The organism is Pseudomonas sp. Root569 (assembly GCF_001427465.1).
Taxonomy (GTDB): Bacteria; Pseudomonadota; Gammaproteobacteria; order Pseudomonadales; family Pseudomonadaceae; genus Aquipseudomonas; species Aquipseudomonas synxantha.
This window is the reverse complement of the sequence record NZ_LMGQ01000005.1, coordinates 15,874-39,194: the sequence shown is the minus strand read 5'-3', so window position 1 is coordinate 39,194 and position 23,321 is coordinate 15,874. Positions and strand designations below refer to the sequence as shown.

23 protein-coding genes are annotated in these 23,321 nt (G+C 60.6%); 9 read left to right on the top strand and 14 right to left on the bottom strand.

Translation table 11 applies throughout. The features are described 5' to 3' along the window. Nucleotides 1-861: a MurR/RpiR family transcriptional regulator gene (locus ASD70_RS06280; protein ID WP_046069498.1), complete on the bottom strand. Its 861-nt coding sequence runs from the start codon at nt 859-861 to the stop codon at nt 1-3. Nucleotides 862-887: 26 nt separating this feature from the next. After that, nucleotides 888-2,237, bottom strand: a complete 1,350-nt coding sequence (locus ASD70_RS06275) for a GntT/GntP/DsdX family permease (RefSeq protein ID WP_068967798.1) — start codon at nt 2,235-2,237, stop codon at nt 888-890. A 246-nt stretch (nt 2,238-2,483) separates the two neighbouring features. On the opposite strand from ASD70_RS06275, the gene ASD70_RS06270 reads away from it, so the two are divergent. Beyond that, entirely contained in the window at nt 2,484-2,864 is a 381-nt protein-coding gene (locus ASD70_RS06270) for a lysozyme inhibitor LprI family protein (protein ID WP_046069500.1), read from the top strand. 2 nt (nt 2,865-2,866) lie between these two features. Here the strand turns inward: ASD70_RS06270 and ASD70_RS06265 are convergent, their stop codons facing one another. The 4 genes from ASD70_RS06265 to ASD70_RS06250 form a co-directional block, all read right to left on the bottom strand. Next, nucleotides 2,867-4,312 (bottom strand): SulP family inorganic anion transporter, encoded by a 1,446-nt coding sequence (locus ASD70_RS06265; protein WP_046069501.1) that lies wholly within the window; start codon nt 4,310-4,312, stop codon nt 2,867-2,869. Between the two features lie 194 nt (nt 4,313-4,506). Continuing rightward, on the bottom strand, nt 4,507-5,400 hold the full coding sequence (locus ASD70_RS06260; RefSeq protein ID WP_056845957.1) for an NAD-dependent epimerase/dehydratase family protein: 894 nt from the start codon (nt 5,398-5,400) through the stop codon (nt 4,507-4,509). A 103-nt stretch (nt 5,401-5,503) separates the two neighbouring features. Next, nucleotides 5,504-6,400 (bottom strand): LysR family transcriptional regulator, encoded by an 897-nt coding sequence (locus ASD70_RS06255; RefSeq protein ID WP_046069503.1) that lies wholly within the window; start codon nt 6,398-6,400, stop codon nt 5,504-5,506. Between the two features lie 51 nt (nt 6,401-6,451). Continuing rightward, the gene (locus ASD70_RS06250; protein WP_056845994.1) at nt 6,452-7,216 is read right to left on the bottom strand and encodes a sulfite exporter TauE/SafE family protein; all 765 of its coding nucleotides are present in this window, start codon (nt 7,214-7,216) and stop codon (nt 6,452-6,454) included. Nucleotides 7,217-7,299: 83 nt separating this feature from the next. On the opposite strand from ASD70_RS06250, the gene ASD70_RS06245 reads away from it, so the two are divergent. Further along, entirely contained in the window at nt 7,300-8,190 is an 891-nt protein-coding gene (locus ASD70_RS06245; protein WP_056845993.1) for a LysR substrate-binding domain-containing protein, read from the top strand. Here the strand turns inward: ASD70_RS06245 and ASD70_RS06240 are convergent. Further along, nucleotides 8,136-9,542 (bottom strand): amino acid permease, encoded by a 1,407-nt coding sequence (locus tag ASD70_RS06240; RefSeq protein WP_046069504.1) that lies wholly within the window; start codon nt 9,540-9,542, stop codon nt 8,136-8,138. The genes ASD70_RS06245 and ASD70_RS06240 overlap by 55 nt on opposite strands. 163 nt (nt 9,543-9,705) lie before the next feature. After that, nucleotides 9,706-10,956 carry a kynureninase gene (kynU, locus tag ASD70_RS06235; protein WP_046069505.1) on the bottom strand — a complete coding sequence of 417 codons (1,251 nt, stop codon included), beginning with the start codon at nt 10,954-10,956 and terminating at the stop codon, nt 9,706-9,708. Between the two features lie 144 nt (nt 10,957-11,100). Here kynU and ASD70_RS06230 point away from each other — a divergent pair, with 144 nt between their 5' ends. Then, nucleotides 11,101-11,574: an Lrp/AsnC family transcriptional regulator gene (locus ASD70_RS06230; RefSeq protein ID WP_003176072.1), complete on the top strand. Its 474-nt coding sequence runs from the start codon at nt 11,101-11,103 to the stop codon at nt 11,572-11,574. Between the two features lie 140 nt (nt 11,575-11,714). On the opposite strand, the gene catA is transcribed toward ASD70_RS06230, so the two are convergent. From catA to ASD70_RS06215, 3 genes are read right to left on the bottom strand one after another with little or no spacing between them, the layout of a single operon-like run. Further along, the gene (catA, locus tag ASD70_RS06225) at nt 11,715-12,644 is read right to left on the bottom strand and encodes a catechol 1,2-dioxygenase (RefSeq protein WP_046069506.1); all 930 of its coding nucleotides are present in this window, start codon (nt 12,642-12,644) and stop codon (nt 11,715-11,717) included. Nucleotides 12,645-12,687: 43 nt separating this feature from the next. Next, complete coding sequence (gene catC / locus ASD70_RS06220; protein WP_056845956.1) at nt 12,688-12,978, bottom strand: muconolactone Delta-isomerase; 291 nt, start codon at nt 12,976-12,978, stop codon at nt 12,688-12,690. Nucleotides 12,979-12,989: 11 nt separating this feature from the next. Next, nucleotides 12,990-14,117: a muconate cycloisomerase family protein gene (locus ASD70_RS06215; protein WP_056845992.1), complete on the bottom strand. Its 1,128-nt coding sequence runs from the start codon at nt 14,115-14,117 to the stop codon at nt 12,990-12,992. Between the two features lie 114 nt (nt 14,118-14,231). Here ASD70_RS06215 and ASD70_RS06210 point away from each other — a divergent pair, with 114 nt between their 5' ends. Beyond that, nucleotides 14,232-15,107 (top strand): LysR family transcriptional regulator, encoded by an 876-nt coding sequence (locus tag ASD70_RS06210; protein WP_046069507.1) that lies wholly within the window; start codon nt 14,232-14,234, stop codon nt 15,105-15,107. A gap of 68 nt (nt 15,108-15,175) precedes the next feature. On the opposite strand, the gene ASD70_RS06205 is transcribed toward ASD70_RS06210, so the two are convergent. Beyond that, complete coding sequence (locus tag ASD70_RS06205; protein WP_056845955.1) at nt 15,176-16,168, bottom strand: AraC family transcriptional regulator; 993 nt, start codon at nt 16,166-16,168, stop codon at nt 15,176-15,178. A gap of 311 nt (nt 16,169-16,479) precedes the next feature. Between ASD70_RS06205 and antA the strand changes: the two genes are divergently transcribed. The 4 genes from antA to ASD70_RS06185 all read left to right on the top strand — a co-directional run bounded on the left by antA (nt 16,480) and on the right by ASD70_RS06185 (nt 20,990). Continuing rightward, nucleotides 16,480-17,871, top strand: a complete 1,392-nt coding sequence (gene antA, locus ASD70_RS06200) for an anthranilate 1,2-dioxygenase large subunit (RefSeq protein ID WP_056845954.1) — start codon at nt 16,480-16,482, stop codon at nt 17,869-17,871. After that, complete coding sequence (gene antB / locus ASD70_RS06195) at nt 17,871-18,362, top strand: anthranilate 1,2-dioxygenase small subunit (protein WP_056845953.1); 492 nt, start codon at nt 17,871-17,873, stop codon at nt 18,360-18,362. Before antA ends, antB begins: the two co-directional genes overlap by 1 nt. Before the next feature lie 148 nt (nt 18,363-18,510). Beyond that, nucleotides 18,511-19,518 (top strand): anthranilate 1,2-dioxygenase electron transfer component AntC, encoded by a 1,008-nt coding sequence (antC, locus tag ASD70_RS06190; RefSeq protein ID WP_056845952.1) that lies wholly within the window; start codon nt 18,511-18,513, stop codon nt 19,516-19,518. Nucleotides 19,519-19,589: 71 nt separating this feature from the next. Continuing rightward, nucleotides 19,590-20,990, top strand: a complete 1,401-nt coding sequence (locus ASD70_RS06185) for an amino acid permease (RefSeq protein ID WP_056845951.1) — start codon at nt 19,590-19,592, stop codon at nt 20,988-20,990. A gap of 144 nt (nt 20,991-21,134) precedes the next feature. Here ASD70_RS06185 and kynA read toward each other — a convergent pair whose 3' ends face one another. Then, nucleotides 21,135-21,992, bottom strand: a complete 858-nt coding sequence (kynA, locus tag ASD70_RS06180) for a tryptophan 2,3-dioxygenase (RefSeq protein ID WP_046069513.1) — start codon at nt 21,990-21,992, stop codon at nt 21,135-21,137. Beyond that, a complete protein-coding gene (gene kynB / locus ASD70_RS06175) occupies nt 21,989-22,639 on the bottom strand; it encodes an arylformamidase (RefSeq protein ID WP_046069514.1) in 651 nt (216 codons plus the stop codon). Before kynB ends, kynA begins: the two co-directional genes overlap by 4 nt. Nucleotides 22,640-22,968: 329 nt before the next feature. Between kynB and ASD70_RS06170 the strand changes: the two genes are divergently transcribed. Next, a complete protein-coding gene (locus tag ASD70_RS06170) occupies nt 22,969-23,313 on the top strand; it encodes a cupin domain-containing protein (protein WP_003230905.1) in 345 nt (114 codons plus the stop codon). Nucleotides 23,314-23,321: the final 8 nt, after the last annotated feature.

The following is a 23,321-nucleotide window of genomic DNA, read 5'->3' as shown; positions in this document are numbered from 1 at the left end:
TCAGTCTCCAAGCGGCAGGCTGTCAGGGCCGCCGCGGTAATCGTCCAGGGCCAGTTTGATCCGGCGCAGGCGCTCCTGGTTTTCATCCGGCAGGGCCAGCGCCAGCTCGGTGGCGAGCAGGTCGATGGCCAGCAGCATGCCGTAGCGGGCTGCGGTGGGTTTGTAGATAAAACTGGTTTCCGCCGGTTGCAGCGGCAGCAACACATCCGCCAACTGCGCCAGAGGCGAATCGGCGAGCGTGATGGCGACGATGCGGGCGTCGTAGCTGCGTGCCAGCTTTACCACCTCCAATAACTCGGGGGTCAGTCCAGTGAGGGAGCAGACGATCAATGCGTGCTCCGGTCCCAGGGTGGCCGCCGTGACCCGCATCATCACCGGGTCATGGCTGGCGGCAATCGAGTAGCCCAGCCGCACCAGGCGTACCTGCAATTCATCACTGCACAGGCTCGACGGGCCGCCCATGCCGAATGCATGGATCATCCGCGCCTTGCCCAATAGATTGACCGCATCAACGAAACTGGGTTGATTGAACCCCGACAGGTGCTGACGCAGCGTCGCCTCGATATCGCCGAGGATCTGCCGATGAAACGCCGATTGTTCCGGCAACCCCGCAGGGTCCAAAAAGCGGCTGCCCACACCACTGGCCTGGGCCAGTTGCAGGCGCAAATCGCGCAAGTCGCGGCAGCCGACGCTACGGGCAAAGCGTGACAAGGTGGCGGTACTGACCTCGGCCCGCTGGGACAATGCTTCCAGGCTGGCCGAGGCGGCAAAGCCCACATCCTCAAGCATCAGCTTGGCGATACGCCCTTCGCCGGCGCTGAAAGAGTCCTGGCGGGCGCGGATCTGGTAAAGGATGTCCATGGGGGCTCCGGGTTACAGGATGAGGCTTATAAAACCAGTGACAGGCCGTAGGTGAGACCGAAGGCGACCAGCGAAATCAGGGTCTCCAGCACGGTCCAGGTCTTGAAGGTCTGGATCACCGTCATATTGAAGTATTCCTTGATCAGCCAGAAGCCGCCGTCATTAACGTGTGAAAAGATCACCGAACCCGCGCCGGTCGCCAATACCAGCAATTCAGGGTGTGGATAACCCAAGCCCAGGGCGACGGGGGCGACTACGCCAGACGCCGTGGTCATGGCCACCGTAGCCGAGCCGGTGGCGATACGCATCAGGGCGGCGAACAGCCAGCCCATCACCAGCGGCGACAGGTGGAACGCATGGGCCAGGCCGAGAATTTCGTTGGTCACCCCGGCGTCCACCAGGATGCGGTTCAACCCGCCGCCCGCGCCCACCAGCAAGGTGATACTGGCCGTCGGCGCGAGGCATTCGTTGGTGAACTTGAGAATCGACTCACGGTTGAAGCCCTGGGCCAGGCCCAGGGTCCAGAAGCTCACCAGGGTTGCCACCAGCAGGGCGATCACCGAGTTGCCGATAAACAGCAGGAACTGGTTGAAGCCAGTGCCTGGGGTGGAAATCACGTTAGCCCAACCACCGATCATCATCAGCACCACCGGCAACAGGATGGTGCCCATGGTCAACGCGAAGCTGGGCAGGCGTGTACGCGGTTCGCGCTCGATGAACTGGCGCTCCAACGGGTTTTCCGCCGGCAGGTGAATATGCGGTACGATGAACTTGGCATAGACCGGACCGGCGATGATCGCCGTGGGGATACCGATCAAAATCGCATACAGCACTGTCTGCCCGACCGAAGCGTTGTAGGCCAGCACCGCCATCATCGCCGCCGGGTGCGGCGGCACCAGCGCGTGCACCACCGACAGGCCGGCGACCATCGGCAGGCCGACCATCAGGATCGACACCCCCACGCGCCGCGCCACGGTAAAGGCAATCGGCACCAGCAGCACAAACCCAACCTCGAAAAACAGCGGCAGCCCCACCAAGAATGCAATGCACACCATCGCCCAGTGGGCATTGCGCTCACCGAAGCGGTTGATCAGCGTGCGGGCCACCTGCTCGGCGCCACCGGACTCGGCCATCATCTTGCCGAGCATGGTGCCCAGCGCCACCACCAGGGCGATATGCCCCAGGGTTTTACCCACGCCCGCCTCGTACGAACCCATGATGGTATCGGCCGGCATGCCGGCCATCAGCGCCAGGCCGATGGATACCAGGGTGATGACAATAAACGGGTTGAGTCGGTAACGTGCAATCAGCACGATCAATGCAATGATGGCAATGGCAGCGTATGCCAGTAGCCCGAAGCCCGGTGATGCGGCCATGCGGTACTCCTCGGAAAGGGTCACGTCGAATTGGTTGTGAAACTCATAAATCATTACCGAGGGATATTTTCAATTTTTATGAAAGTAATTTTCGCCCACAGATAAGCGCTGTCGCTTGGGGATATGTCCAGCGCCAGCCCATGAAAATTCGGGGTGGGTTCTTACATGAAGATCAGAGGATGTCGGAAACTCAAGCGCCGCCCTCGAGTCATAGAATGCGCCTCCACTCTGTTCAGGAAACCGCTCATGATTCGCACCACAATCGCCGCCAGCACCCTGCTTCTGTCCCTGTGCGGCAGCGCTTTTGCCGCAGACAATGCCGCATTGAAGAAATGCATGGACAGCGCCAACACCACGGCGGACATGGTCAACTGCAACGCCAAGCAAACCAAGGTGCAGGACGAACGCCTGAACCGTGCCTACAAGACCGCTATCGCCGCCCAGGACGGCGCGCGCAAGCAGCAACTGCAAGATGTGCAGCGCCTGTGGATCAAGTACCGCGATGCCAATTGCGCCTTCGCTGGCAGTGCCACCGGCGGCACTATCGATCAGGTCAACGGTTCCGGCTGCGTGCTGGACATGACCCAGACCCGCGCCCAGGAACTCGAAGACCTGGTCGGGCCTTAATATCAGTCGTGGTGAACCTTCGCACGCTTGAGCAGTTTCTTGCAGCGCTCGGATAAATGCAGCACCCGCAGGTGCTTGCCGGCCTTGGAGTAGCGTTCACGCAGGGTCATCAGCGCGGCAATCGCCGAATAGTCGACAAAGCTCAGGTGACGGCAATCCAGCGTCACCTGGGCCGGGTCGTTGGCCGGGTCGAATTGATTCAGGAACGGCGTGGTCGAGGCAAAGAACAAGGTGCCATGCAGGCGGTAAAGCTTGCTGCCGTCAGCTTCCAGATGTTCATCCGCGTACAGCTCCCGCGCCTGCTGCCAGGCGAAGTTCAGCGCCGCGATGACGATACCGCACAACACCGCGGTGGCCAGGTCGGTGAACACCGTGATGATCGTCACCGCCATGATCACCAGTACGTCATTGAGCGGCACCTTGTTGATCACCCGCAGCGACGCCCAGGCGAAGGTCTGCTGCGACACCACAAACATCACGCCCACCAGCGCCGCCAGCGGAATTCGTTCGATCAGCGGTGATAGAAACAGAATGAACAACAGGATCATCACCCCGGCAAACACCCCGGAGAAACGCCCGCGCCCGCCGGAGCTGAGGTTGATAACGGTTTGCCCGATCATCGCGCAACCACCCATGCCACCGAACAGGCCCGAGACCATGTTCGCTGCGCCCAGGGCCACGCTTTCGCGGTCGGGGTAGCCACGGGTCTCGGTAATTTCATCGGTGAGGTTGAGGGTCAGCAGGGTTTCCAACAGGCCAACCATCGCCATCAGGAACGCGTAGGGCGCGATGATGCCGAGGGTTTCCAGGGTCCATGGGATCTGCGGCAGGGCGAAGGTTGGCAAGCCGCCGGCGATATGCGCCATATCGCCCAAGGTGCGGGTCGGCAGGCCAAGCAGGTAGACCGCCAGGCCAACCCCCAGGATCGCCACCAGCGCGGGGGGCACGGCACGGGTCAGGCGTGGCAACAGGTAGACAATCGCCATGGTCACCACCACCAGGGCGGTCATCACATACAACGGCGTGCCACTGAGCCAGTGTTCGCCGCTCTTGAAATGCTCCAGTTGCGCCAGCGCAATGATGATCGCCAGGCCGTTGACGAAACCGAGCATCACCGAGTGCGGCACCATGCGCACCAGCTTGCCCAGGCGCAGCAGGCCGAATGCGACCATGATCAGCCCGCCCAGCAGCACCGTCGCCAGCAGATACTCCACCCCGTGTTGCACCACCAGCGCGACGATCACCACCGCCATCGAACCGGCCGCGCCCGAAACCATGCCCGGGCGACCGCCGAACAACGCAGTCAGGGTGCAGATGATAAAGGCGCCGTAGAGCCCCATCAGCGGGTTGAGATGGGCTACCAGGGCAAAGGCGATGCATTCTGGCAGCAGCGCGAAAGACGTAGTGAGGCCGGCCAGGGCATCGGCGCGCAGACGGGTGAGGTTCATGGAGTACCAGGGAGATGCGGGGATAAGGCGGGGAATGGTACGGAATTGCGGCGGGTGGGGCTAGCCTCGAAGACCGAGTCGCCTCAATCGGGAGCAAGCCCCCTCCCACACTTGAATGCATTCCAAAGTTGGAATTCGGTCAAATGTGGGAGGGGGCTTGCTCCCGATAGCAGCACCTGGGTCTCAAGCGAACATCACACCATTTCGTCGCGAATCCACTCCACCACCGACGTACGCTTCGGCAACCAGCCCAACAACTCACGGGCATGCTTGCCACGCACCCGGCTGTTGGAACCCAGCCCGTAGTTCGCCATTTCATAGCCCCATTCGGCCTCAGCCTCGGCCAATGGCCAATCCTGCGGCTCGCCCAGGTTCAGCGCTTGGGCAATGGCCGTGGTCATGTCGATAAACGCTGCTTCGCCGCTTTCCACAAAGTAGAACGTACCCGGCACGTTTTTGGTCAGCGCCAGCAGGTACAGGGCCACCACGTCTTCGATATGTACGTTGGACCAGATGTTCTGCCCCGGGCCTACATGACGCACCACACCACTTTTGCGCGCCTGCTTGAGCAAGCGCGGCAATTGCACGCTGTCACGCTTCACGCCCAGGCTGTGGCCGTAGATCAGGGTGTTGCAAATCACCGCCGAATTGACGCCGTCGCTGGCGGCCGCGAGGATCAGGTTGTCGATCGCCACGCGTGCGGCCTTGTCGACGGTCGGCTCCGGCAGGTTGTCTTCGAAGTAGATGACATCGCTGGCCTTACCGCCCGACGCATCGCCGACAATGCTCGAGCCGCTGGTGTGCAGCAACGGCTTGTTCGAGCCTTTCAAGGCGGCCAGCAGGGTTTCCACGGCGGCGCGATGGTCGCTGCTGGCGGCATTGATCACTGCATCGGCCTTGTGCGCCTGCTCGGTCAACACGGCGGCGTCGTCAAGGGTTCCGATCACCGGGGTGATGCCCAGGGCAGTCATCTCGGCGGCTTGCTCGGCGCTACGCACCAGGCCGGTGACGTGGTGGCCGGCCTTGGCCAGGCCGGTGGCGATGGAACCGCCGATAAACCCTGCGGCGCCGGTAACGAATACGTTCATGGAGGTTGCTCCTGACTGGGTAAATGATGGAGCCAGTATCAAGCACCCCTCCCAGCCGAATAAGCCCGTATCGCCCAATTCACTCTTGCGTGCAGATCACGAATCAGCGGGCATACCGCGCCAGTTTGGTCTGAATAAAATCCAGGAAACACTGGATGCGCAGCGCCAATTGCGAGTTGCGGTAGAACACCGCATGGATCGGCTGGCGATAACCGCTGTTGAACGCCTCCAACATCGGCACCAGGCGCCCGGTGTCGATGTCGTCGATAGTCATGAAGTTCGACAGACAACAAATGCCCTGCCCCTCCAGCGCTAATTGCCGCACAGTTTCGCCACTGGAGGCGCTGACACCGGGCTGGATCAGCCAGCGATCACCGTCCACATGGCGCAGCGGCCAGTGATTGAGGGTTTCAGTGTGGGTGAAGCCAAGCAGCGTGTGATCGGCCAGTTCGGCTACCGTCGCCGGCGTCCCGTACTGCTTGAGGTAGTCGGGGCTGGCAAGGATATGCAGCGGGGTCGAACCCAGGAAACGCGCATGCAGGGTCGAATCGGCCAGGGCGCCGATACGAATGGCGATGTCGGTGCTTTGCTCCAGCAGGTCGATGATCAGGTCGTCGCTGTTGAGCTCCAGCTGGATTTCCGGGTAGAGGCTACGAAATTCGGCGATGTACGGCACGATCCCATGCAGCATAAACGGCACGGCAGCGTTGATACGCAGGCGGCCGGCCGGTTTTTTCTGGCGCGACGACAGGCGCTCTTCCAGCTCATCCATCTGTGCCAGGATCACCTTGGCCTGCTCGAAGAAGTACTTGCCCTCTTCGGTCAGGTCCATGCGCCGGGTGGTGCGGTTGATCAAGGTGGTGTCGAGCTTGGCCTCCAGGCGCGACAAGGTGCGGCTGACCGCCGAAGGGGTCTGTCCGACCTGCTCCGCCGCGGCGGAAATCGAACCGCACTCAATCACGCTGACGAAAATCTGTAGCTCATCGGACCGGGCTTTCACAGGCGCTCCTCGTAATCGGTTCAGCGCAGCTTACACCGAGCGGTTGGCGACTCAGCCACTGATCAACAGGTGGCCCCCCAACAGCGCCATGCCGATAAAGAAAACGCGCTTGAATAACACTGCGCTGATGCGCTGGCGCAGCGCCTGGCCCAGCCACATGCCTAGCAGCGCCGGCAGCAGTGCCAACATTGAAGCACTGATCTCACCGCCGCCCAAGGTGCCCCGCCACGCCAGACCTGCGGCGAGCGCCAGGGTCGATACGCTGAACGACAGGCCCAGTGCCTGCACCAACTGATCGCGATTCAAACCCAAGGCTTGCAGGTAGGGCACAGCGGGAATCACGAACACGCCGGTCGCCGAGGTGATAAGGCCAGTGACGGCGCCGCACAGCGGCCCCAGCCAACGTTCGGTGGCCGGGTCTACCCGCAATGCCGGCAGGAACAGTCCGCTCAACGCATACACCAGCAACGCCGCACCCAACCCACGCACCACCCAAGGCCCGCCACCCATGCCCAGCCACACACTGCCAAGCCCGGTGCCGAGGAAAATCAACAACAGCATCGGCCACAAGCGTTTGACCAAGGCGCTCAAATGGCCGCCAAACGCCAGTTGCCAGAGGTTGGTCACTGTCGAAGGAATGATCAGCAACGCCGCAGCCTGCGCCGGCAACATAGCCAGGCCGAGCATGCCCATGGCCACGGTGGGCAGGCCCAGGCCAATGATGCCCTTGACCGTGCCGGCCAGCAGGAAGGTGCCGATCACCAGCAGCGTCAAGACAGTACCAAGGTTTTGATAGAACGAGAGGAAGGTATTCATGAGCATCATTGTGGGAGCTTTCGCCGGGTTCGAAAATTCGCCATATACTGACCCTGACTCTTGATTTGCCTGAGGCTGATGCCATGCACTTTGATCTGATCGACCTGCGCCTCTACCTGCACATCCTCGATACCGGCAATATCACCGCCGGCGCGGCTCGCAGTCATTTGTCCCTGGCTGCCGCCAGCGCACGCATCCGGGCGATGGAGTCTTCACTGGGCATCGCGTTTCTCGACCGTGGCCGCCGTGGCGTCACCCCAACCCCTGCGGGCAAAGCCTTGGCCCGGCACGCTCGCCTACTGCTGCAACAGGCCGAACACCTGCGACAGGACCTGGCCGAATACGCCAATGGCGTCAAAGGCCAGGTCCGCCTGCTGTGCAACACCACCGCCCTCAGCGAATACCTGCCTGAACTGCTCGCCGGCTTTCTGCGTGAACACCCCAACCTCGATATCGACCTGCAAGAACTGCCCAGCCTGCGCATCACCCAAGCCTTGCGCCAGGGCACGGCCGACCTGGGGATTATTTCTGATGCGGTGGACACCCACGGCTTGCAAACCTTGCCGTTTCGCGATGATCCGTTGGTGCTCATCGTGCCCCTTGACCATCCGCTGACCACAGCCAGCTTCATCGACAGCTTGCAGTACGACTACGTAGGCTTGGCGGCCAACAGTGCGCTGGCGGTGTATCTGGAGGAGCAGGCATTGCACGCAGGCTTTCGCCTGCAAACCCGCATCCGTGCCGACGGTTTTGATGGCTTGATTCGCATGGTCGCCGGCGGCGCCGGCCTGGGCATCGTGCCTCAGGCCGCCTTGGATCGCTGGCCGTCGGAGCGCCGTTTCAAGGTCCAGCCTCTGCGCGAAACCTGGGCCTGTCGTAAGCTGCTGTTATGCGCACGCGACTTCGAACAACTGCCGGGTTACGCCAGGGCTTTGTTCGATGCCTTGGCCCTGCCCTTGCGGAAAAACCCGTAATACACCGCCGACAGTATCAGCAGGAACGGCACGCCAAACACCAGGGTCATCTTGAACGCCTCGGTGAAATAAGTGGTGATCATCACCGCTCCCATCAGCACCAGCCCCAGCAACGTAGTGTAGGGAAACAGGCGCAGCTGGAAGGACAACTTCGCCCCGCCATGGCGCTTACGGTAGCGGCGGAAGAACAGGTGTGTGAGGAAGATCATGAACCAGGTGAAGATCGCGCCGAACATCGAGATCGCCATCATCAGGGTGAACGAGCTTTCCGGGTACACCACGTTAAGCAAGGTCGCCAGGGCGATGCCCGAGCTGGACAGCAACAGGGCATTGAGCGGGATGCCGTTCTTGCTCAAGGCGCCCATGGCCTTGGGCGCAAAGCCTGCACGAGACAGGCTGAACATCATGCGCGTGGTGATGTAGAGCTGGCTGTTCATCGCCGACAGCGCCGCGATCAGGATCACGAAGTTCATCACCCCGGTGGCACCAGGAATGCCGATGGTCTGCATCACCGTAACGAATGGGCTCTGGGTCTGGCCCGCCTGGTTCCACGGCACGATGGCGAGCATCAGCGCCAGGGTCAGCAGGTAGAACACCACCAGGCGCACAATGGTGGCGCGAAAGGCTTTCTTCACCGCCTGTTCCGGATCGGCGGCTTCACCGGCGGCCACGGCGATCATCTCGACGCTGAGGTAGCTGAAGATCGACACGATCACCGCGATCCACATGCCGCTCAAGCCATGGGGGAAAAACCCGTCGTGGGCCGTGTAGTTCTGCACGCCGTAGTCCGGGTTGCCGGAGCCGAACACCACATACACCGCAAGGATGATGAAACCGACGATGGCACTGATCTTGATCGTCGAGAACCAGTATTCGAAGTTACCGAAGGTCTTTACGCTGATGGCATTGAGCAGGATCAGCACGCTGGAAAACGACACGATCCACACCCACTCCGGCACGTTGGCAAACCAGTACTTCATGTACATCGCCACCGCCGTGACCTCGGCACCTACGGCCAGCACAATCGCCGCCCAGTAGGCATAACGCACCAGGAAGCCGGCCAGTGGGCTGATGTAGAACTCGGCATAGGCGCCAAAGGAGCCGGAGGTGGAATGGGCCACCGTCATCTCCGCCAGGCAGCCCATCAGCAACAAGGTGATCAGCGCGCCGATGGCGTAGCTCACCAGCACGCTCGGCCCGGCATAGCCGATGGCATAGGCGCTGCCCATGAACAGCCCGGTGCCAATGGCGCCACCGATGGCGATCATGCTCATCTGGCCGGAAGTGAGCTGGCGCCGCAGGCCCAGTTCGCGGTGGGTGATCTCGGCAAAGCCGTTGTCTGGCGTGGTCACTGGTGTGCCCCTTTATTATTGTGATTACACAGCAAGCGCTGGTTTTCTGTAGGAGCGAGCTTGCTCGCGAAAAACCTGAGAACGCCGCGTGCATTCAGAATTCGCGCGTTATCGTTGACGATCTTCGCGAGCAAGCTCGCTCCTACAATGGGTTACGCTGTTGTCAGGTAACGCTGTTTCGGACTTTGAATTGCGGCTGATCCCAGGTGCGGTTGTCGAGGATTTCACCGAGGATTTCCACGGCGTCCCACACCTCGGTAAAGCGGGTGTACAGCGGCGTGAAACCAAAGCGCATGATCCGTGGTTCGCGGTAGTCGCCGATCACACCGCGGGCGATCAGGGCCTGGATCACTGCATAACCTTCGGGGTGTTCGAAGCTGACGTGGCTACCACGCCGGGCGTGTTCACGCGGGGTGATCAGCGTCACGCCATGGGCGGCGCAGCGACTTTCGACCAACGTGATAAACAGGTCGGTCAATGCGAGGGATTTAGTGCGCAGGCTGGCCATATCGGTCTGGGCAAAAATCTCCAGGCCGCACTCCACCATGGCTAACGAGGTGATCGGCTGGGTGCCGCACAGATAGCGCGCAATGCCGGTGCTGGGTGCGTAGGTGGATTCCATGGCGAACTGGCGGGTGTGCCCGAACCAGCCCGACAACGGCTGGCGCACCACGTCCACCAACACCGGGTTGACCCACACGAACGCCTGGGAGCCCGGGCCGCCGTTGAGGTATTTGTAGGTGCAGCCGATCGCATAATCAGCGCCGGCCCGATGCAGGTCGACCGGCACCGCGCCCGCCGAATGCGCCAGGTCCCAGATGCTCAGCGCGCCGCACTCGTGGCTCAAGGCTGTAAGCGCCTGCATGTCGTACATGTAGCCGGTTTTGTAGTTGACGTGGGTAAGCATCACCACCGCCACGTCCTGATCGATTGCCTGCGGCAGCTCGTCGGGGCTGTTGACCAACCGCAGGGAATACCCCTGTTGCAGCAATTGCGCCAAGCCCTGCGCGATATACAGATCGGTGGGAAAGTTGCTCGCCTCACTGACGATCACCTTGCGCCCAGGCGCACGTTGGCGCTGCACACTCAACGCCGCACTGAGCACCTTGAACAGGTTGATCGAGGTGGTATCGGTGATCACCACTTCACCGTCCCGCGCACCGATCAATGGCGCCAGGCGATTACCCAGGCGCAGGGACAAATCCGCCCAACCGGCGCTGTTCCAGCTGCGGATCAAACCATTGCCCCACTCCTCGGCAATCACCTGTTGCGCCCGCGCCAATGCCGCCACCGGGCGTGCGCCGAGGGAGTTACCGTCGAGGTAGATCACCCCCTCGGGCAAGGCGAACTGGGCGCGCAGTGGCGCCAATGGGTCCTGGGCGTCGAGGGCTTGGCAATGGCTTCGAGTGGTCATGGGCTGTCCTGGTTTTTATAAGTGAGGATGCAGCAAATAATGAACGAAGCTTTAGAGAATTTTCGTGCAAAGTGGTGGGTAACAGGCTAATTAAGCTGTAGGAAATTCGAATTTAACCTCTAAATACGCGGATTTATTCAAAGCATGATTCTCGACGCCACCGACCTGCGCCTCCTGCATTTCCTGCAACAGGATGGCCGTATCAGCAACCAGGAACTGGCGGAAAAAGTCGCACTTTCGCCCTCTGCCTGCCTGCGCCGTCTGCGCCTGTTGGAAAGCGAGGGCATCATCAGCGGTTACCGTGCGGTATTGAATGCCGAGCAGTTGGGGATCGAGCTGGAAGCCATCGTGCACCTGTCGTTGCGCCAGGATGTAGAGGACTGGCATGAGACCTTTATCAAGAAGGTGCAAGGCTGGCCGGAGGTGGCAAGCGCCTATGTGATCACCGGCGCCAGCAACTATGTGCTGCGGGTGCAGGCGCGCAATCTCAAGCATTTTTCGGACTTTATCGTGAACCACCTGAACCGCACGGCGGGGGTGATGGATATCAGGTCGGAGATTGTGCTGCAGAAGATCAAGGACCGGGATGAGGTGTTGGATCTGGTCGTGCGCAAATAGCACCAACACCACAAATCAAATGTGGGAGGGGGCTTGCTCCCGATGGCGGTGGGTCAGTGAGTAAATAGGTGACTGACACTCTGCTATTGGGAGCAAGTCGAATCGTCGCACCGCCCCTCCCACATTTTTGACCGCGTTGATCAGTCTTCCAGGGCGCGTACGCGTTGCATGCGTTTTTGCTCAACCGGTGCATCAGCCACCTGCAACTCAAAATCAAAATCAATCTGCGCAAACCGCCCTTGCACACCAAACTCCCGTGCCAGCTGCGGATCGTCACTGAAGCGAATCTCGGCAATCAGTTCATCGCGCGTGGCATAGGCAAAGTCATCATGCAGGTAAGGATCATCCGACAGGTTGATCTGGGTGGTCAGGTGCCGGTGCCCGGGCGCCGAGATGAAGAAGTGGATATGCGCAGGGCGTTGTCCATGGCGCCCCAGTTGGTCGAGCAATTGCTGCGTCGGCCCGGTGGGCGGGCAGCCATAGCCGGAGGGCACGATGCTGCGAAAACGGTAGTTGCCCTGGGCGTCGGTTTCGATGCGTCGGCGCAGGTTGAATGCCGACTGAGTCGGATCGAACCATGAATAGGTACCGCCCGTATTGGCCTGCCATACATCGACAATCGCCCCCGCCAGTGGCTTGCCATGGGTATCGCGCACTTGCCCACGCATGAACAACGGCACCGCGTCATCCTGGCCATCATCCAACCGCGCTTCGTACTTCGACAACGGCGCGCCGGCTACGTACAACGGGCCTTCGATGGTGCGCGGTGTGCCGCCGGACTTGCCGGCCTGTTCATCGGCGGCGTCCATCAGCAGGTCGAGGTAATGCTCCAGGCCCAGGCCTGCGGCGAGCAGGCCAGCTTCCTGGTTTTTGCCCAGTTCATTGAGGTAGTTGACCGCCTTCCAGAATTCTTCCGGGGTCACTTCCAGGTCTTCGATGATGTTCACGGTGTCGCGCAGGATCCGGTACATCAGCGCCTTGACACGCGGGTTGCCGGCGTCATTGAGGTTACCGCTGGCTTCTTCGAGAAACCGTTGGGCGTGAGCAGTCTGGGACAGGCGGATGGTCATGGTGCATTCCTCATCTTGTCATTATTAGCTTTTTAAAAGGCGCTTAGCGGTCGTCTGCATGGATCGACGACGGGTGCCGGCACAGCGCATTCACTTCGATGGCCATGTAGGGAAACAGCGGCAGTTGCATCAGCAGGTCGTGCAGGTCCTGCACGCTGTCGACATCGAACACGCTGTAGTTGGCGTAGTGCCCGGCGATGCGCCACAGGTGGCGCCATTTGCCCTCTTGCTGCAGGCGCTGGGCCAGGGCTTTCTCTTCGGCCTTGAGGCTGTCGGCGCGCTCGGGGGGCATGTCGAGGGGCAGGTTTACGGTCATTTTTACGTGAAACAACATGGCAGCGCCTCTTAGTGTTTGTCACGACGGAAGAACGCCAGGCGCTCTTCATCGAGCGCCAGGCCCAGGCCCGGCGCAGTGGAAATATGCAGCTGGAAATCGCGGTACAGCGGCTGCTCGGTGAGAATGTCTTCGGTCAGCAACAGCGGGCCGAACAGCTCGGTGTCCCACGCCAGTTTGCTCAGGGTGAGGAATGCATGGGCCGAGGCCAGGGTGCCGATGCCACCTTCGAGCATGGTGCCGCCGTACAGGCCAATGCCGGCCGCTTCGGCAATCGCCGCCGTGCGCAACACGGCACGAGGCCCGCCGTTCTTGGCGATCTTGAGGGCGAACACCGAGGCCGCACCTTCGCGGGCCAGGTTGAAGGCATCCTCGACACACTCAATGGACTCATCGGCCATGATCGGCACCGGGCTCGACAGGTTGAGCCGGGCCATACCGCCGCGGTTATTGCGCGAGATCGGTTGCTCGATCAAGTCTATGCCGTTGTCGCCAAGCACTTGGCACGCCCGCAGGGCCACGGCTTCATCCCATGCCTGATTGACGTCGACACGCACACTGGCACGCTCGCCCAAGGCCTTCTTGATCGCGATCACGTGGGTCAGGTCACGGCTGATTTCACCGGCGCCGATCTTCAACTTGAAAATGCGGTGACGGCGCAGGTCGAGCATCTTCTCGGCCTCGCCGATGTCTTGTTCGGTGTTGCCGCTGGCCAGGGTCCAGGCCACCGGCAGCGCATCGCGTACACGCCCGCCGAGCAGTTCGCTGACCGGCAGGCCCCGGCGTTTGCCGAGGGCGTCGAGCAAGGCGCTTTCGATGCCGGACTTGGCGAAGGTGTTGCCGCGAATACTGCGTTCCAGGCGCAACATGGCGGCGTTGATATTGTTCGCATCCTGGCCGATCAACAGCGGTGTGAAGTGGCGGTCGATGTTGACTTTGATGCTGTCGGGGCTCTCGTTGCCGTAGCTCAGGCCGCCGATGGTGGTGGCTTCGCCGATGCCTTCGATACCGTCGGCGCAACGCAGGCGGATGACCACCAAGGTTTGGTTTTGCATGGTGTGCATCGCCAGCTTGTGCGGGCGAATGGTGGGGAGGTCGACGATGATGGTTTCGATCGACTCGATGGCGCAGGTCAGCATGGCAATACCCATTGGGTTCTTTATAGGTTTTGGCCGATTCTGTGCCGTATTTTTGCGGGGTTCCAATATAGAATGGGTCTCAAGCAATACCTTCAAGGTATGAAAGGAGCCGATATGGAACTGCGTCACCTGCGCTATTTCCAGGTGCTGGGCGAGACCCTCAACTTCACCCGCGCCGCAGAACGCCTGCACATCGCCCAGCCGCCCTTGAGCCGGCAGATCCAACAGTTGGAGGATGAACTGGGGGTCATTCTGCTGGAGCGTAGCCGCCCCTTGCGCCTGACCGAGGCCGGGCGGTTTTTTTATGAGCATGCCAATGTGTTGCTCGAACAATTGGGCAAGGTCTGCGACAACACCCGGCGCATCGGCCTGGGCGAAAAGACCTGGCTGGGCATCGGCTTTGCGCCCTCGACCTTGTACGGCGTGCTGCCGGAATTGATTCGGCGCCTGCGCAACCATGAGGCCCTGGAGCTGGAGCTGGGCTTGTCGGAAATGACCACCCTGCAGCAGGTCGACGCGCTCAAGGCCGGGCGCATCGATGTGGGCTTCGGACGGATTCGCATCGACGACCCGGCCATTGTCCAGCGGGTATTGGTGGAGGATCGCCTGGTAGCCGTGCTGCCCAGTGGTCACCCCTTGCTGGACGCCCCCGCCACCCTCGCCCAGTTGGCCGCCGAACCCTTTGTGCTCTACCCCGGCAACCCGCGCCCCAGTTATGCCGACCATGTGATCGCGCTGTTTGACGCCCATGGCTTGAGCCTGAAGGTTGCACAGTGGACCAACGAGTTGCAGACCGCTATCGGCCTGGTGGGTGCCGGGATGGGTGTGACATTGGTGCCAGCGTCGGTGCAGGTGCTGCATCGGGCGGATATTGGCTATACACCGGTGGTGGAGACTACTGCGACCTCGCCGATCATTCTCAGTCGACGGGTGAATGATCAGTCGCCGGGGCTGAGTCATTGCCTGCAACTGGTGGAAGAGTTGATCTGATATTCCATATGCACCACAAACCCAGTGTGGGAGGGGGCAAGCCCCGGTACAAACCGGGGACATCGTTTTCAAAGGCTGCGCAAGCGCTTGCGTTGCAGGGTTTGGCTGGGAGACTCATCAAACAGCTTGCGGTACTCCGCCGAAAACCGCCCCAAATGAGTAAACCCCCAACCCAACGCAATTTCCGAGATGGTACGCACCGAACCTTGCTCAAGAATCTCCTGACGTACAGCCCCCAGCCGATGCTTCTTCAGGTAAGCCATCGGCGACAATGCGAAGTACTTGCGAAACGCGTCGAACAGCTTGAACCGCGAAACGCCCGCTGCCACTTCGAGGTCTTCCAGGTGCACCGCTTCGCGGGCGTTGTCGTGGATGTACTGGCGCGCACGGATCAGGTAATGCGGCAATTTTACGCCCAGCACATCACGCAGTTCTTCGGAGTAGTTATTCGGCTGGGCCAGGATCAGGCCCTTGATCAGTGAGCTTTCCAGGTCGCGGGTAAACGCCGCCTGTTCGTAAAGCTCGCTGCTGCATTCCAGCTCCGCGATGAAGTAACGCGCCATGCGCCACCACGCAGCCGGGGCACCTTCCACCGCGTCCATCACTGATTCAAAGCGCAGCGGCGCGTCGATGGGCCGTTGCAACAAACCTTCCAGCGATTCACTCATGGCTGCGCGGGTAATCACCACCTGCAACTTGCGGCAGTCACCGGAAATCGCCAGCACCTGGTGTTCATTGGGTGAAATGATCACGCCCTGGTCGCGGTTGGAACTGAGGCGTTCACCGTTCTTGCTCAGTTCCTGCTCGCCCACCAATGGCAGGCTCAGGCTGTAGCTGCTGAAGTGCTCGGCGTCTTCGATGTCGATGGTCACGTCGGTGCCGTATTCGATCACGCCCAGGGTGGTGGCGCGGGACTTGAACACGTTGGCACTGTGGTGAAAACGCAGGCGTTCGGGCGTCGCCGTTGCGAGGCGATGGGGGCCGCAAATACCGGACATCCAGCTGCGGGCGCCCTCCAGGTCGAAGCGTTGGATATGAATATCGCGTGTCTGGCTACTCATCGGGCTGCACCCACGGCGGTTAGGCGTTTGCGCGCTCTGGCGGCGCGTCGTTGAACATCGACAGCAAGTTCCAAGCCACGCCAGCACCATCACCACCGGGTGGATAGCAAAGGTCGACTATGTGGATAAAGCCCAGGCTTTCGTGACCTTCACCTGCAATCACAGTAGCGCATGCTGTCACTTGCGCGCACCGTCGTGGGTACTTGCTGCCCAACTTTGCGGCCCAGCTTCCCCCATTAAGCGGATAGCCCGCCACCACCTCACAGGCTCTTAATGGCTAACCGTTTAGCCATGATCAAAAGGTGCCTCCCATGAGTGGTGCAAGAAGCGTCGAGCAGTGGAAGAGCTTTATCGAAAGCTGCCTGGATTTTCGCCCGGCCGATGCGGTGTTTCGCATCGCCCGCGACATGTTCACCGAGCCCGAGTTGTTCGAGCTGGAGATGGAACTGATCTTCGAAAAGAACTGGATCTACGCCTGCCACGAAAGCGAGCTGGCGAACAATCACGACTTCGTGACGATGCGCGCCGGGCGCCAGCCAATGATCATCACCCGCGACGGCGAAGGTCGGCTCAACGCGTTGATCAATGCCTGTCAACATCGCGGCACCACCCTCACCCGGGTGGGCAAGGGCAACCAGTCCACCTTTACCTGCCCGTTCCACGCCTGGTGCTACAAGAGCGACGGCCGGTTGGTGAAGGTCAAGGCACCGGGGGAATATCCGGAGGGGTTTGATAAAGCCACCCGAGGCCTGAAAAAAGCCCGCATCGACAGCTACAAGGGCTTTGTGTTTATCAGCCTCGACGTGCAGGGCACGGATAGCCTGGAAGACTTCCTCGGCGACGCCAAAGTGTTTTTCGACATGATGGTGGCGCAATCCGCCACGGGGGAGCTGGAGGTGCTGCCGGGCAAGTCCGCCTACACCTATGACGGCAACTGGAAACTGCAAAACGAAAACGGCCTGGACGGTTATCACGTCAGCACCGTGCACTACAACTACGTGGCCACGGTGCAGCATCGCCAGCAGGTCAATACCGAGAACGGCACAGGCTCCAGCACGACCTTGGACTACAGCAAGCTCGGCGCCGGCGACGCCAATACCGACGACGGCTGGTTCGCCTTCAACAATGGCCACAGCGTGTTGTTCAGCGACATGCCCAACCCCAGCGTGCGCTCCGGCTACGCCACCATCATGCCGCGCCTGGTGCAAGAGCACGGCCAGCAAAAGGCCGAGTGGATGATGCACCGCCTGCGCAACCTGAACATCTACCCCAGCCTGTTCTTCCTCGACCAGATCAGCTCACAGCTGCGCATCATCCGCCCGGTGGCCTGGAACAAGACCGAGATCATCAGCCAGTGCCTGGGTGTGAAGGATGAGTCCGATGCGGATCGCGAAAACCGCATTCGCCAATTCGAAGATTTCTTCAACGTCTCGGGCATGGGCACGCCGGACGACCTGGTGGAATTTCGCGAAGCCCAGCGCGGTTTCCAGGGCCGCCTGGAGCGCTGGAGCGATATCTCACGGGGCAGCCACCGCTGGGAAACCGGACCTACGCCCAACAGCGAAGCCATTGGCATCCAACCAGCCATGACCGGCACCGAGTTCACCCACGAAGGTTTGTACGTCAACCAGCACCGTAACTGGCAACAGTTCCTGCTCAAGGGCCTGGACCGGCAAGCGCTGACACTGCGGGAGGTGAAGTGATGAATGCGCAATTGCAGTACCAGATCGAGCAGTTTTTCTACCGCAAATCCGAACTGTGCGACGCCCAGGACTGGGATGCCTATGTGCAGTTGTTCGACCCACAGAGTGAATTCCACCTGCCGCAGTGGGACTCGGAACACGTCTATACCCGGGACCCCAAGCGCGAGATGTCGTTGATCTATTACGCCAACCGTTCGGGCCTGGAAGACCGCGTGTTCCGCCTGCGCACCGGCAAGGCCGCCTCGGCCACACCGATGCCGCGCACCTTGCACCTGATCAACAACGTGCGCATTGCCGAACAAAGTGACGGCACCTTGGAGGTGCGCTTGAACTGGCACACGCTGTTTTATCGGCTGGCTACGTCCGAGCAGTTCTACGGGCACGCAACCTATCGCCTCAAGCCCGAGGGCGACAGCTGGCTGATCACGCGCAAGCACGCCCTGCTGCTCAACGACACCATCAACTCGGTGCTGGATTTCTATCACCTGTAACGTTGGCGCATTCCCCTGTAGGAGCGAGCTTGCTCGCGAAAAACTCAAATACACCGCGTGCATCCAAGTTGCCCGGCGTCATCGTTAAAGTTCTTCGCGAGCAAGCTCGCTCCTACAAGGGTTTATACCTTTCCACGGAGTCATGTGAATGAATCACAAAGTGGCCTTCAGTTTTGCCGATGGCAAAACCCTGTTTTTTCCGGTGGGCGCCAATGAAATTCTCTTGGATGCGGCCCTGCGTAACGGTATCAAGATCCCATTGGATTGCCGCGAAGGCGTGTGCGGCACCTGCCAGGGCCGCTGCGAATCCGGAAACTACACACAAGACTATGTAGACGACGAAGCCCTCTCCAGCCTCGAGCTGCAACAACGCAAGATGCTCAGTTGCCAGACTCGGGTGCAGTCCGACGCCACCTTCTACTTCGACTTCGATTCAAGCCTGTGCAATGCGTCCGGGCCAGTGCAGGTACGCGGTACGGTGAGCGACGTGCAGCAGGTCTCCACCAGTACGGCGATCCTGCAGGTGCAACTGCAGCAGCCATTGGATTTCCTGCCAGGCCAATACGCTCGCCTCGCGGTGCCCGGCACCGACAGTTGGCGCTCCTACTCCTTCGCCAATCGGCCGGGCAACCAACTGCAATTCCTGGTGCGCCTGCTGCCGGATGGGGTGATGAGCAACTATTTGCGCGAGCGCTGCCAGGTGGGCGACCAGATGCTGCTGGAGGCGCCATTGGGGGCGTTCTACCTGCGCCATGTCACCCAGCCGCTGGTGCTGGTGGCGGGCGGCACAGGCTTGTCGGCGTTGCTGGGCATGCTCGATGAGCTGGCGGCCAACGGCTGCGCGCAACCGGTGCACCTGTACTACGGCGTGCGCGGGGCCGAGGATTTATGCGAAGCGGCGCGTATCCAGGACTACGCGGGAAAAATCCCGGGCTTTCGCTACACCGAAGTACTCAGCGAACCCTCCAATGACTGGCCCGGCAAGCGCGGTTACCTTACCGAGCATTTCGACCTGGCCGAATTGCGGGATAGATCGGCGGATATGTACCTGTGCGGCCCCCCGCCAATGGTCGAATCCATCCAACAATGGCTGGCGGATCAGGCACTTGATGGCGTTCAGCTGTATTACGAAAAGTTCACCCAGAGTAATATCTGACCCTCAGCACTTCTGAGGGGCCGATGCGGCGTGCACTCACCCTTGAGAAAAACAAGTAGAAGGGAATGTTAATGGCGGATGACATGGTTAACCCGGTGGGCCTCAAGCGTGGCCTGAAGAACCGGCACATTCAGCTGATCGCCTTGGGAGGGGCGATTGGTACAGGCTTGTTCCTCGGCTCGGCCGGGGTACTCAAGTCGGCGGGGCCGTCGATGATCCTGGGCTATGCGATTGCAGGCTTTATCGCGTTCCTGATCATGCGCCAGCTCGGCGAGATGATCGTCGAAGAGCCGGTAGCCGGTTCCTTCAGCCACTTCGCGCACAAGTACTGGGGCGGCTACGCGGGCTTTTTGGCGGGCTGGAACTACTGGGTGCTGTATGTGCTGGTGGGCATGGCCGAACTGACGGCCGTGGGCAAGTACATCCAGTTCTGGTGGCCGGAGATTCCGACCTGGGTCAGCGCCCTGGTGTTCTTTGTCGCGGTGAACCTGATCAACACCCTGAACGTGAAGTTCTTCGGCGAAGCCGAGTTCTGGTTCGCGATCATCAAGGTGGTGGCGATTGTCGGCATGATCGTGCTCGGCTGCTACCTGTTGCTCAGCGGCACTGGCGGCCCGCAAGCCTCGGTCAGCAACCTGTGGAGCCACGGCGGTTTCTTCCCCAATGGCGGCATGGGGCTGCTGATGTCCATGGCCTTCATCATGTTCTCGTTCGGTGGTCTGGAGCTGGTCGGCATCACCGCCGCCGAGGCCAGCGAGCCACGCAAGGTGATTCCCAAGGCGATCAACCAGGTGGTGTACCGCATCCTGATTTTCTACGTCGGCGCGCTGACCGTGCTGTTGTCGCTGTACCCGTGGGATCAGTTGCTGCAAACCCTCGGCGCGTCAGGCGATGCCTACAGCGGCAGCCCGTTTGTGCAGATCTTCTCGCTGATCGGCAACGACACCGCCGCCCACATCCTCAACTTCGTGGTGCTGACCGCGGCGTTGTCGGTGTACAACAGCGGCGTGTACTGCAACAGCCGCATGCTGTTTGGCCTGGCCGAGCAAGGTGACGCGCCCAAGGCGCTGATGAAGCTCAACAAGCAAGGCGTGCCGCTGCGGGCGTTGGCGATTTCGGCCTTGGTGACGATGCTGTGTGTGGTGGTCAACTATGTCGCGCCGCAGAGTGCCCTGGAGTTGCTGTTTGCGCTGGTGGTTGCTTCGCTGATGATCAACTGGGCGCTGATCAGCATCACCCATATCAAGTTCCGCAAGGCCATGGGCGAGCAAGGCGTGACGCCGTCGTTCAAGACCTTCTGGTTCCCGTTCAGCAATTACCTGTGCCTGGCGTTCATGCTGATGATCATCAGCGTGATGCTGGCAATCCCGGGGATTCGCGAGTCGGTGTATGCGATGCCGGTGTGGGTGGGGATTATCTATGTGGCCTATCGGCTGCGGATGAAAAACGCGACGGTTGCAGTATCGCAATAAACCATGTGGGAGGGGGCTTGCTCCCGATGGCAGTGTGTCAGCCAGCACATCCAGTGGCTGACACACTGCCATCGGGAGCAATCCCCCTCCCACATTTTTAACTGCATTCCAAATGAAAAGCCCCGGTGATCCGGGGCTTTTTGTTTAGAGGGTCGAGCGTACTCGCCAGAGTTCGGGAAACAATACCGTGTCGAGCATCTTGCGCAGGTAACCCACGCCCTCGGTGCCACCGGTGCCCGGCTGGAAGCCGATGATCCGCTCCACCGTGGTCACATGCCGGAAGCGCCATTGGCGGAACGAATCCTCCAGGTCGATGAACTTCTCGGCCAACTGATACAAATCCCAATACCGGCTCGGGTCGCGATACACCTCACGCCACGCCGCCTCCACCGACTCATCATGCACTGTGGCCGCCGTCGGGTCCCGCTCGGCGCGCTGGGGGTCAATCGCCAGCCCCGCCTTGATCATCAGGTTGATCGCCTCGTCATATAGCGACGGCGTGGCAATCGCCACCTGAAGTTCCTGCAACAATTGCGGCCGATGGGCATGGGGCCGCAGCAATGCCGGGCTCTTGTTGCCGAGGATGAATTCGATCTCGCGGTACTGGAACGACTGGAACCCCGACGACTGCCCCAGGAACGGGCGAATTGCCTTGTACTCCGACGGCGTCATGGTCGCCAGCACCGCCCAGGCGTGCACCAGTTGGTCGAAGATCCGCGAGACTCGCGCCAGCATCTTGAACGCCGGCGGCAACTCACCCAGGCGCACGTGTTCGCGGGCGGCCTTGAGTTCGTGGAGCATCAGTTTCATCCACAGCTCCGAAGTCTGGTGCTGGATGATGAAGAGCATCTCGTTGTGGTCAGGCGACAGCGGGTGCTGGGCGCTGAGTACTTTGCCCAGGTCCAGGTAGTCGCCATAGCTCATGGACTCGGAAAAATTCAGTTCGGCGTTATGCCATTCTTCCGGTGGCTGGTAATCGGCAGAGAAGGGACATTGGCTCATCGCGTGGGCTCCTTGAGCGGGCGCAGGATTGCGCGGACCGGGCTGGCATCGAGGTTGGCAAAACGCAGCGGCAGTGCGATCAGTTCATAGTCGCCCTCCGGTACCTCATCGAGCACGATGCCTTCGAGGATCGCCATGCCGTGGCGGGCCACAGCGTTGTGGGAGTCCATGGTCTTGGACTGTTGCGGGTCCAGGGACGGCGTGTCTATACCGATCAGGCGCACACCCAGGCTGGCGAGCAGTTCAATGGTTTGTGGGGCGATGGCGGTGAAATTCGCATCCCATTCGGTGAGCGGCGCTTGTGGATAAGTGCGCAGCAACACGCGCTCCGGCACGTTATCCACACGGCCTTGCAACTGGTGTGGCTGCACTAGCGCGCCGCTGCCCAGGCAATGCAGCACCCGGCACGGGCCCATGTACACGTCCAACGACACTTCGCCAATCGGCGCACCGTCGGCACTGTAATGCAGCGGAGCATCCACATGGGCGCCAGTATGCGGCGACAAGGTCACGCGCCCCACATTCACCGGGCACTCCGGGCCGAACTGCCACACACGCTCTTCCTGGAACGGCGTATCGCCCGGCCAGGTTGGGGTCGCCGTGCTCAAGGGCGGGCTGATATCCCACCACGTTTTTATTGGGTTCATTGCAAGGCTCTCACGGGGTACTGGGGTGAATGATACGAGGGCCAGCTCTGAATTTTCTTGCGAATTCTGGCGTCATAGGCGAATTCTTTCGCAGTTACTGCGATAAAAAGACAAATTACCGAACAATTCACACAGATCCAATGTGGGAGGGGGCTTGCCACCGATTGCAGTGTGTCAGTAGCCATAGCAGTGACTGACACACTGCTATCGGGAGCAAGCCCCCTCCCACATTAACTGCGCTTCTGGGCATACCGATGTCGAGTCCAGACCACCAGCCCCAGCCGCGACGCTATAGGGTTCGACTCTTCTACCCTTGCCTCGGAGGCATCATGTCCAAGCCCATCACCGTACTGCGCGACACCCACCCACTGCCGGTCCTGGATGCCTGCAAATGGGAAAAGCTCGAAGGCGACCCGCACACCGTCAACCTCAACGCCTACACCAGCGAAGACGGCAGCAAGATAATGGGCACCTGGATCTGCACGCCGGGCAAGTGGTATGTCGAATACGTGAAGTGGGAATACTGCCATTTCCAGGAAGGCTACTGCGTGATCACACCTGAAGGCATGGAGCCGATTCATTTGCGCGCTGGGGATATCTTTGTGGTGGAGCCGGGGATGAAGGGCACGTGGGAAGTGGTCGAGACAGTGCGTAAGTATTTTGTGTTTGCCTGACCCGCAAA

Bases quoted from the DNA above. Each gene is read 5' to 3' on its own strand.
- ASD70_RS06250 (WP_056845994.1), bottom strand. From the start codon at position 7,216: ATGAATACCTTCCTCTCGTTCTATCAAAACCTTGGTACTGTCTTGACG.
- ASD70_RS06260 (WP_056845957.1), bottom strand. From the start codon at position 5,400: ATGAACGTATTCGTTACCGGCGCCGCAGGGTTTATCGGCGGTTCCATC.
- catC (WP_056845956.1), bottom strand. From the start codon at position 12,978: ATGTTGTTTCACGTAAAAATGACCGTAAACCTGCCCCTCGACATGCCC.
- ASD70_RS06210 (WP_046069507.1), top strand. From the start codon at position 14,232: ATGGAACTGCGTCACCTGCGCTATTTCCAGGTGCTGGGCGAGACCCTC.
- ASD70_RS06270 (WP_046069500.1), top strand. From the start codon at position 2,484: ATGATTCGCACCACAATCGCCGCCAGCACCCTGCTTCTGTCCCTGTGC.
- ASD70_RS06205 (WP_056845955.1), bottom strand. From the start codon at position 16,168: ATGAGTAGCCAGACACGCGATATTCATATCCAACGCTTCGACCTGGAG.
- kynU (WP_046069505.1), bottom strand. From the start codon at position 10,956: ATGACCACTCGAAGCCATTGCCAAGCCCTCGACGCCCAGGACCCATTG.
- kynA (WP_046069513.1), bottom strand. From the start codon at position 21,992: ATGAGCCAATGTCCCTTCTCTGCCGATTACCAGCCACCGGAAGAATGG.
- catA (WP_046069506.1), bottom strand. From the start codon at position 12,644: ATGACCATCCGCCTGTCCCAGACTGCTCACGCCCAACGGTTTCTCGAA.
- ASD70_RS06275 (WP_068967798.1), bottom strand. From the start codon at position 2,237: ATGGCCGCATCACCGGGCTTCGGGCTACTGGCATACGCTGCCATTGCC.
- kynB (WP_046069514.1), bottom strand. From the start codon at position 22,639: ATGAACCCAATAAAAACGTGGTGGGATATCAGCCCGCCCTTGAGCACG.
- antB (WP_056845953.1), top strand. From the start codon at position 17,871: ATGAATGCGCAATTGCAGTACCAGATCGAGCAGTTTTTCTACCGCAAA.
- ASD70_RS06170 (WP_003230905.1), top strand. From the start codon at position 22,969: ATGTCCAAGCCCATCACCGTACTGCGCGACACCCACCCACTGCCGGTC.
- antA (WP_056845954.1), top strand. From the start codon at position 16,480: ATGAGTGGTGCAAGAAGCGTCGAGCAGTGGAAGAGCTTTATCGAAAGC.
- antC (WP_056845952.1), top strand. From the start codon at position 18,511: ATGAATCACAAAGTGGCCTTCAGTTTTGCCGATGGCAAAACCCTGTTT.
- ASD70_RS06280 (WP_046069498.1), bottom strand. From the start codon at position 861: ATGGACATCCTTTACCAGATCCGCGCCCGCCAGGACTCTTTCAGCGCC.
- ASD70_RS06215 (WP_056845992.1), bottom strand. From the start codon at position 14,117: ATGCTGACCTGCGCCATCGAGTCGATCGAAACCATCATCGTCGACCTC.
- ASD70_RS06245 (WP_056845993.1), top strand. From the start codon at position 7,300: ATGCACTTTGATCTGATCGACCTGCGCCTCTACCTGCACATCCTCGAT.
- ASD70_RS06185 (WP_056845951.1), top strand. From the start codon at position 19,590: ATGGCGGATGACATGGTTAACCCGGTGGGCCTCAAGCGTGGCCTGAAG.
- ASD70_RS06265 (WP_046069501.1), bottom strand. From the start codon at position 4,312: ATGAACCTCACCCGTCTGCGCGCCGATGCCCTGGCCGGCCTCACTACG.
- ASD70_RS06230 (WP_003176072.1), top strand. From the start codon at position 11,101: ATGATTCTCGACGCCACCGACCTGCGCCTCCTGCATTTCCTGCAACAG.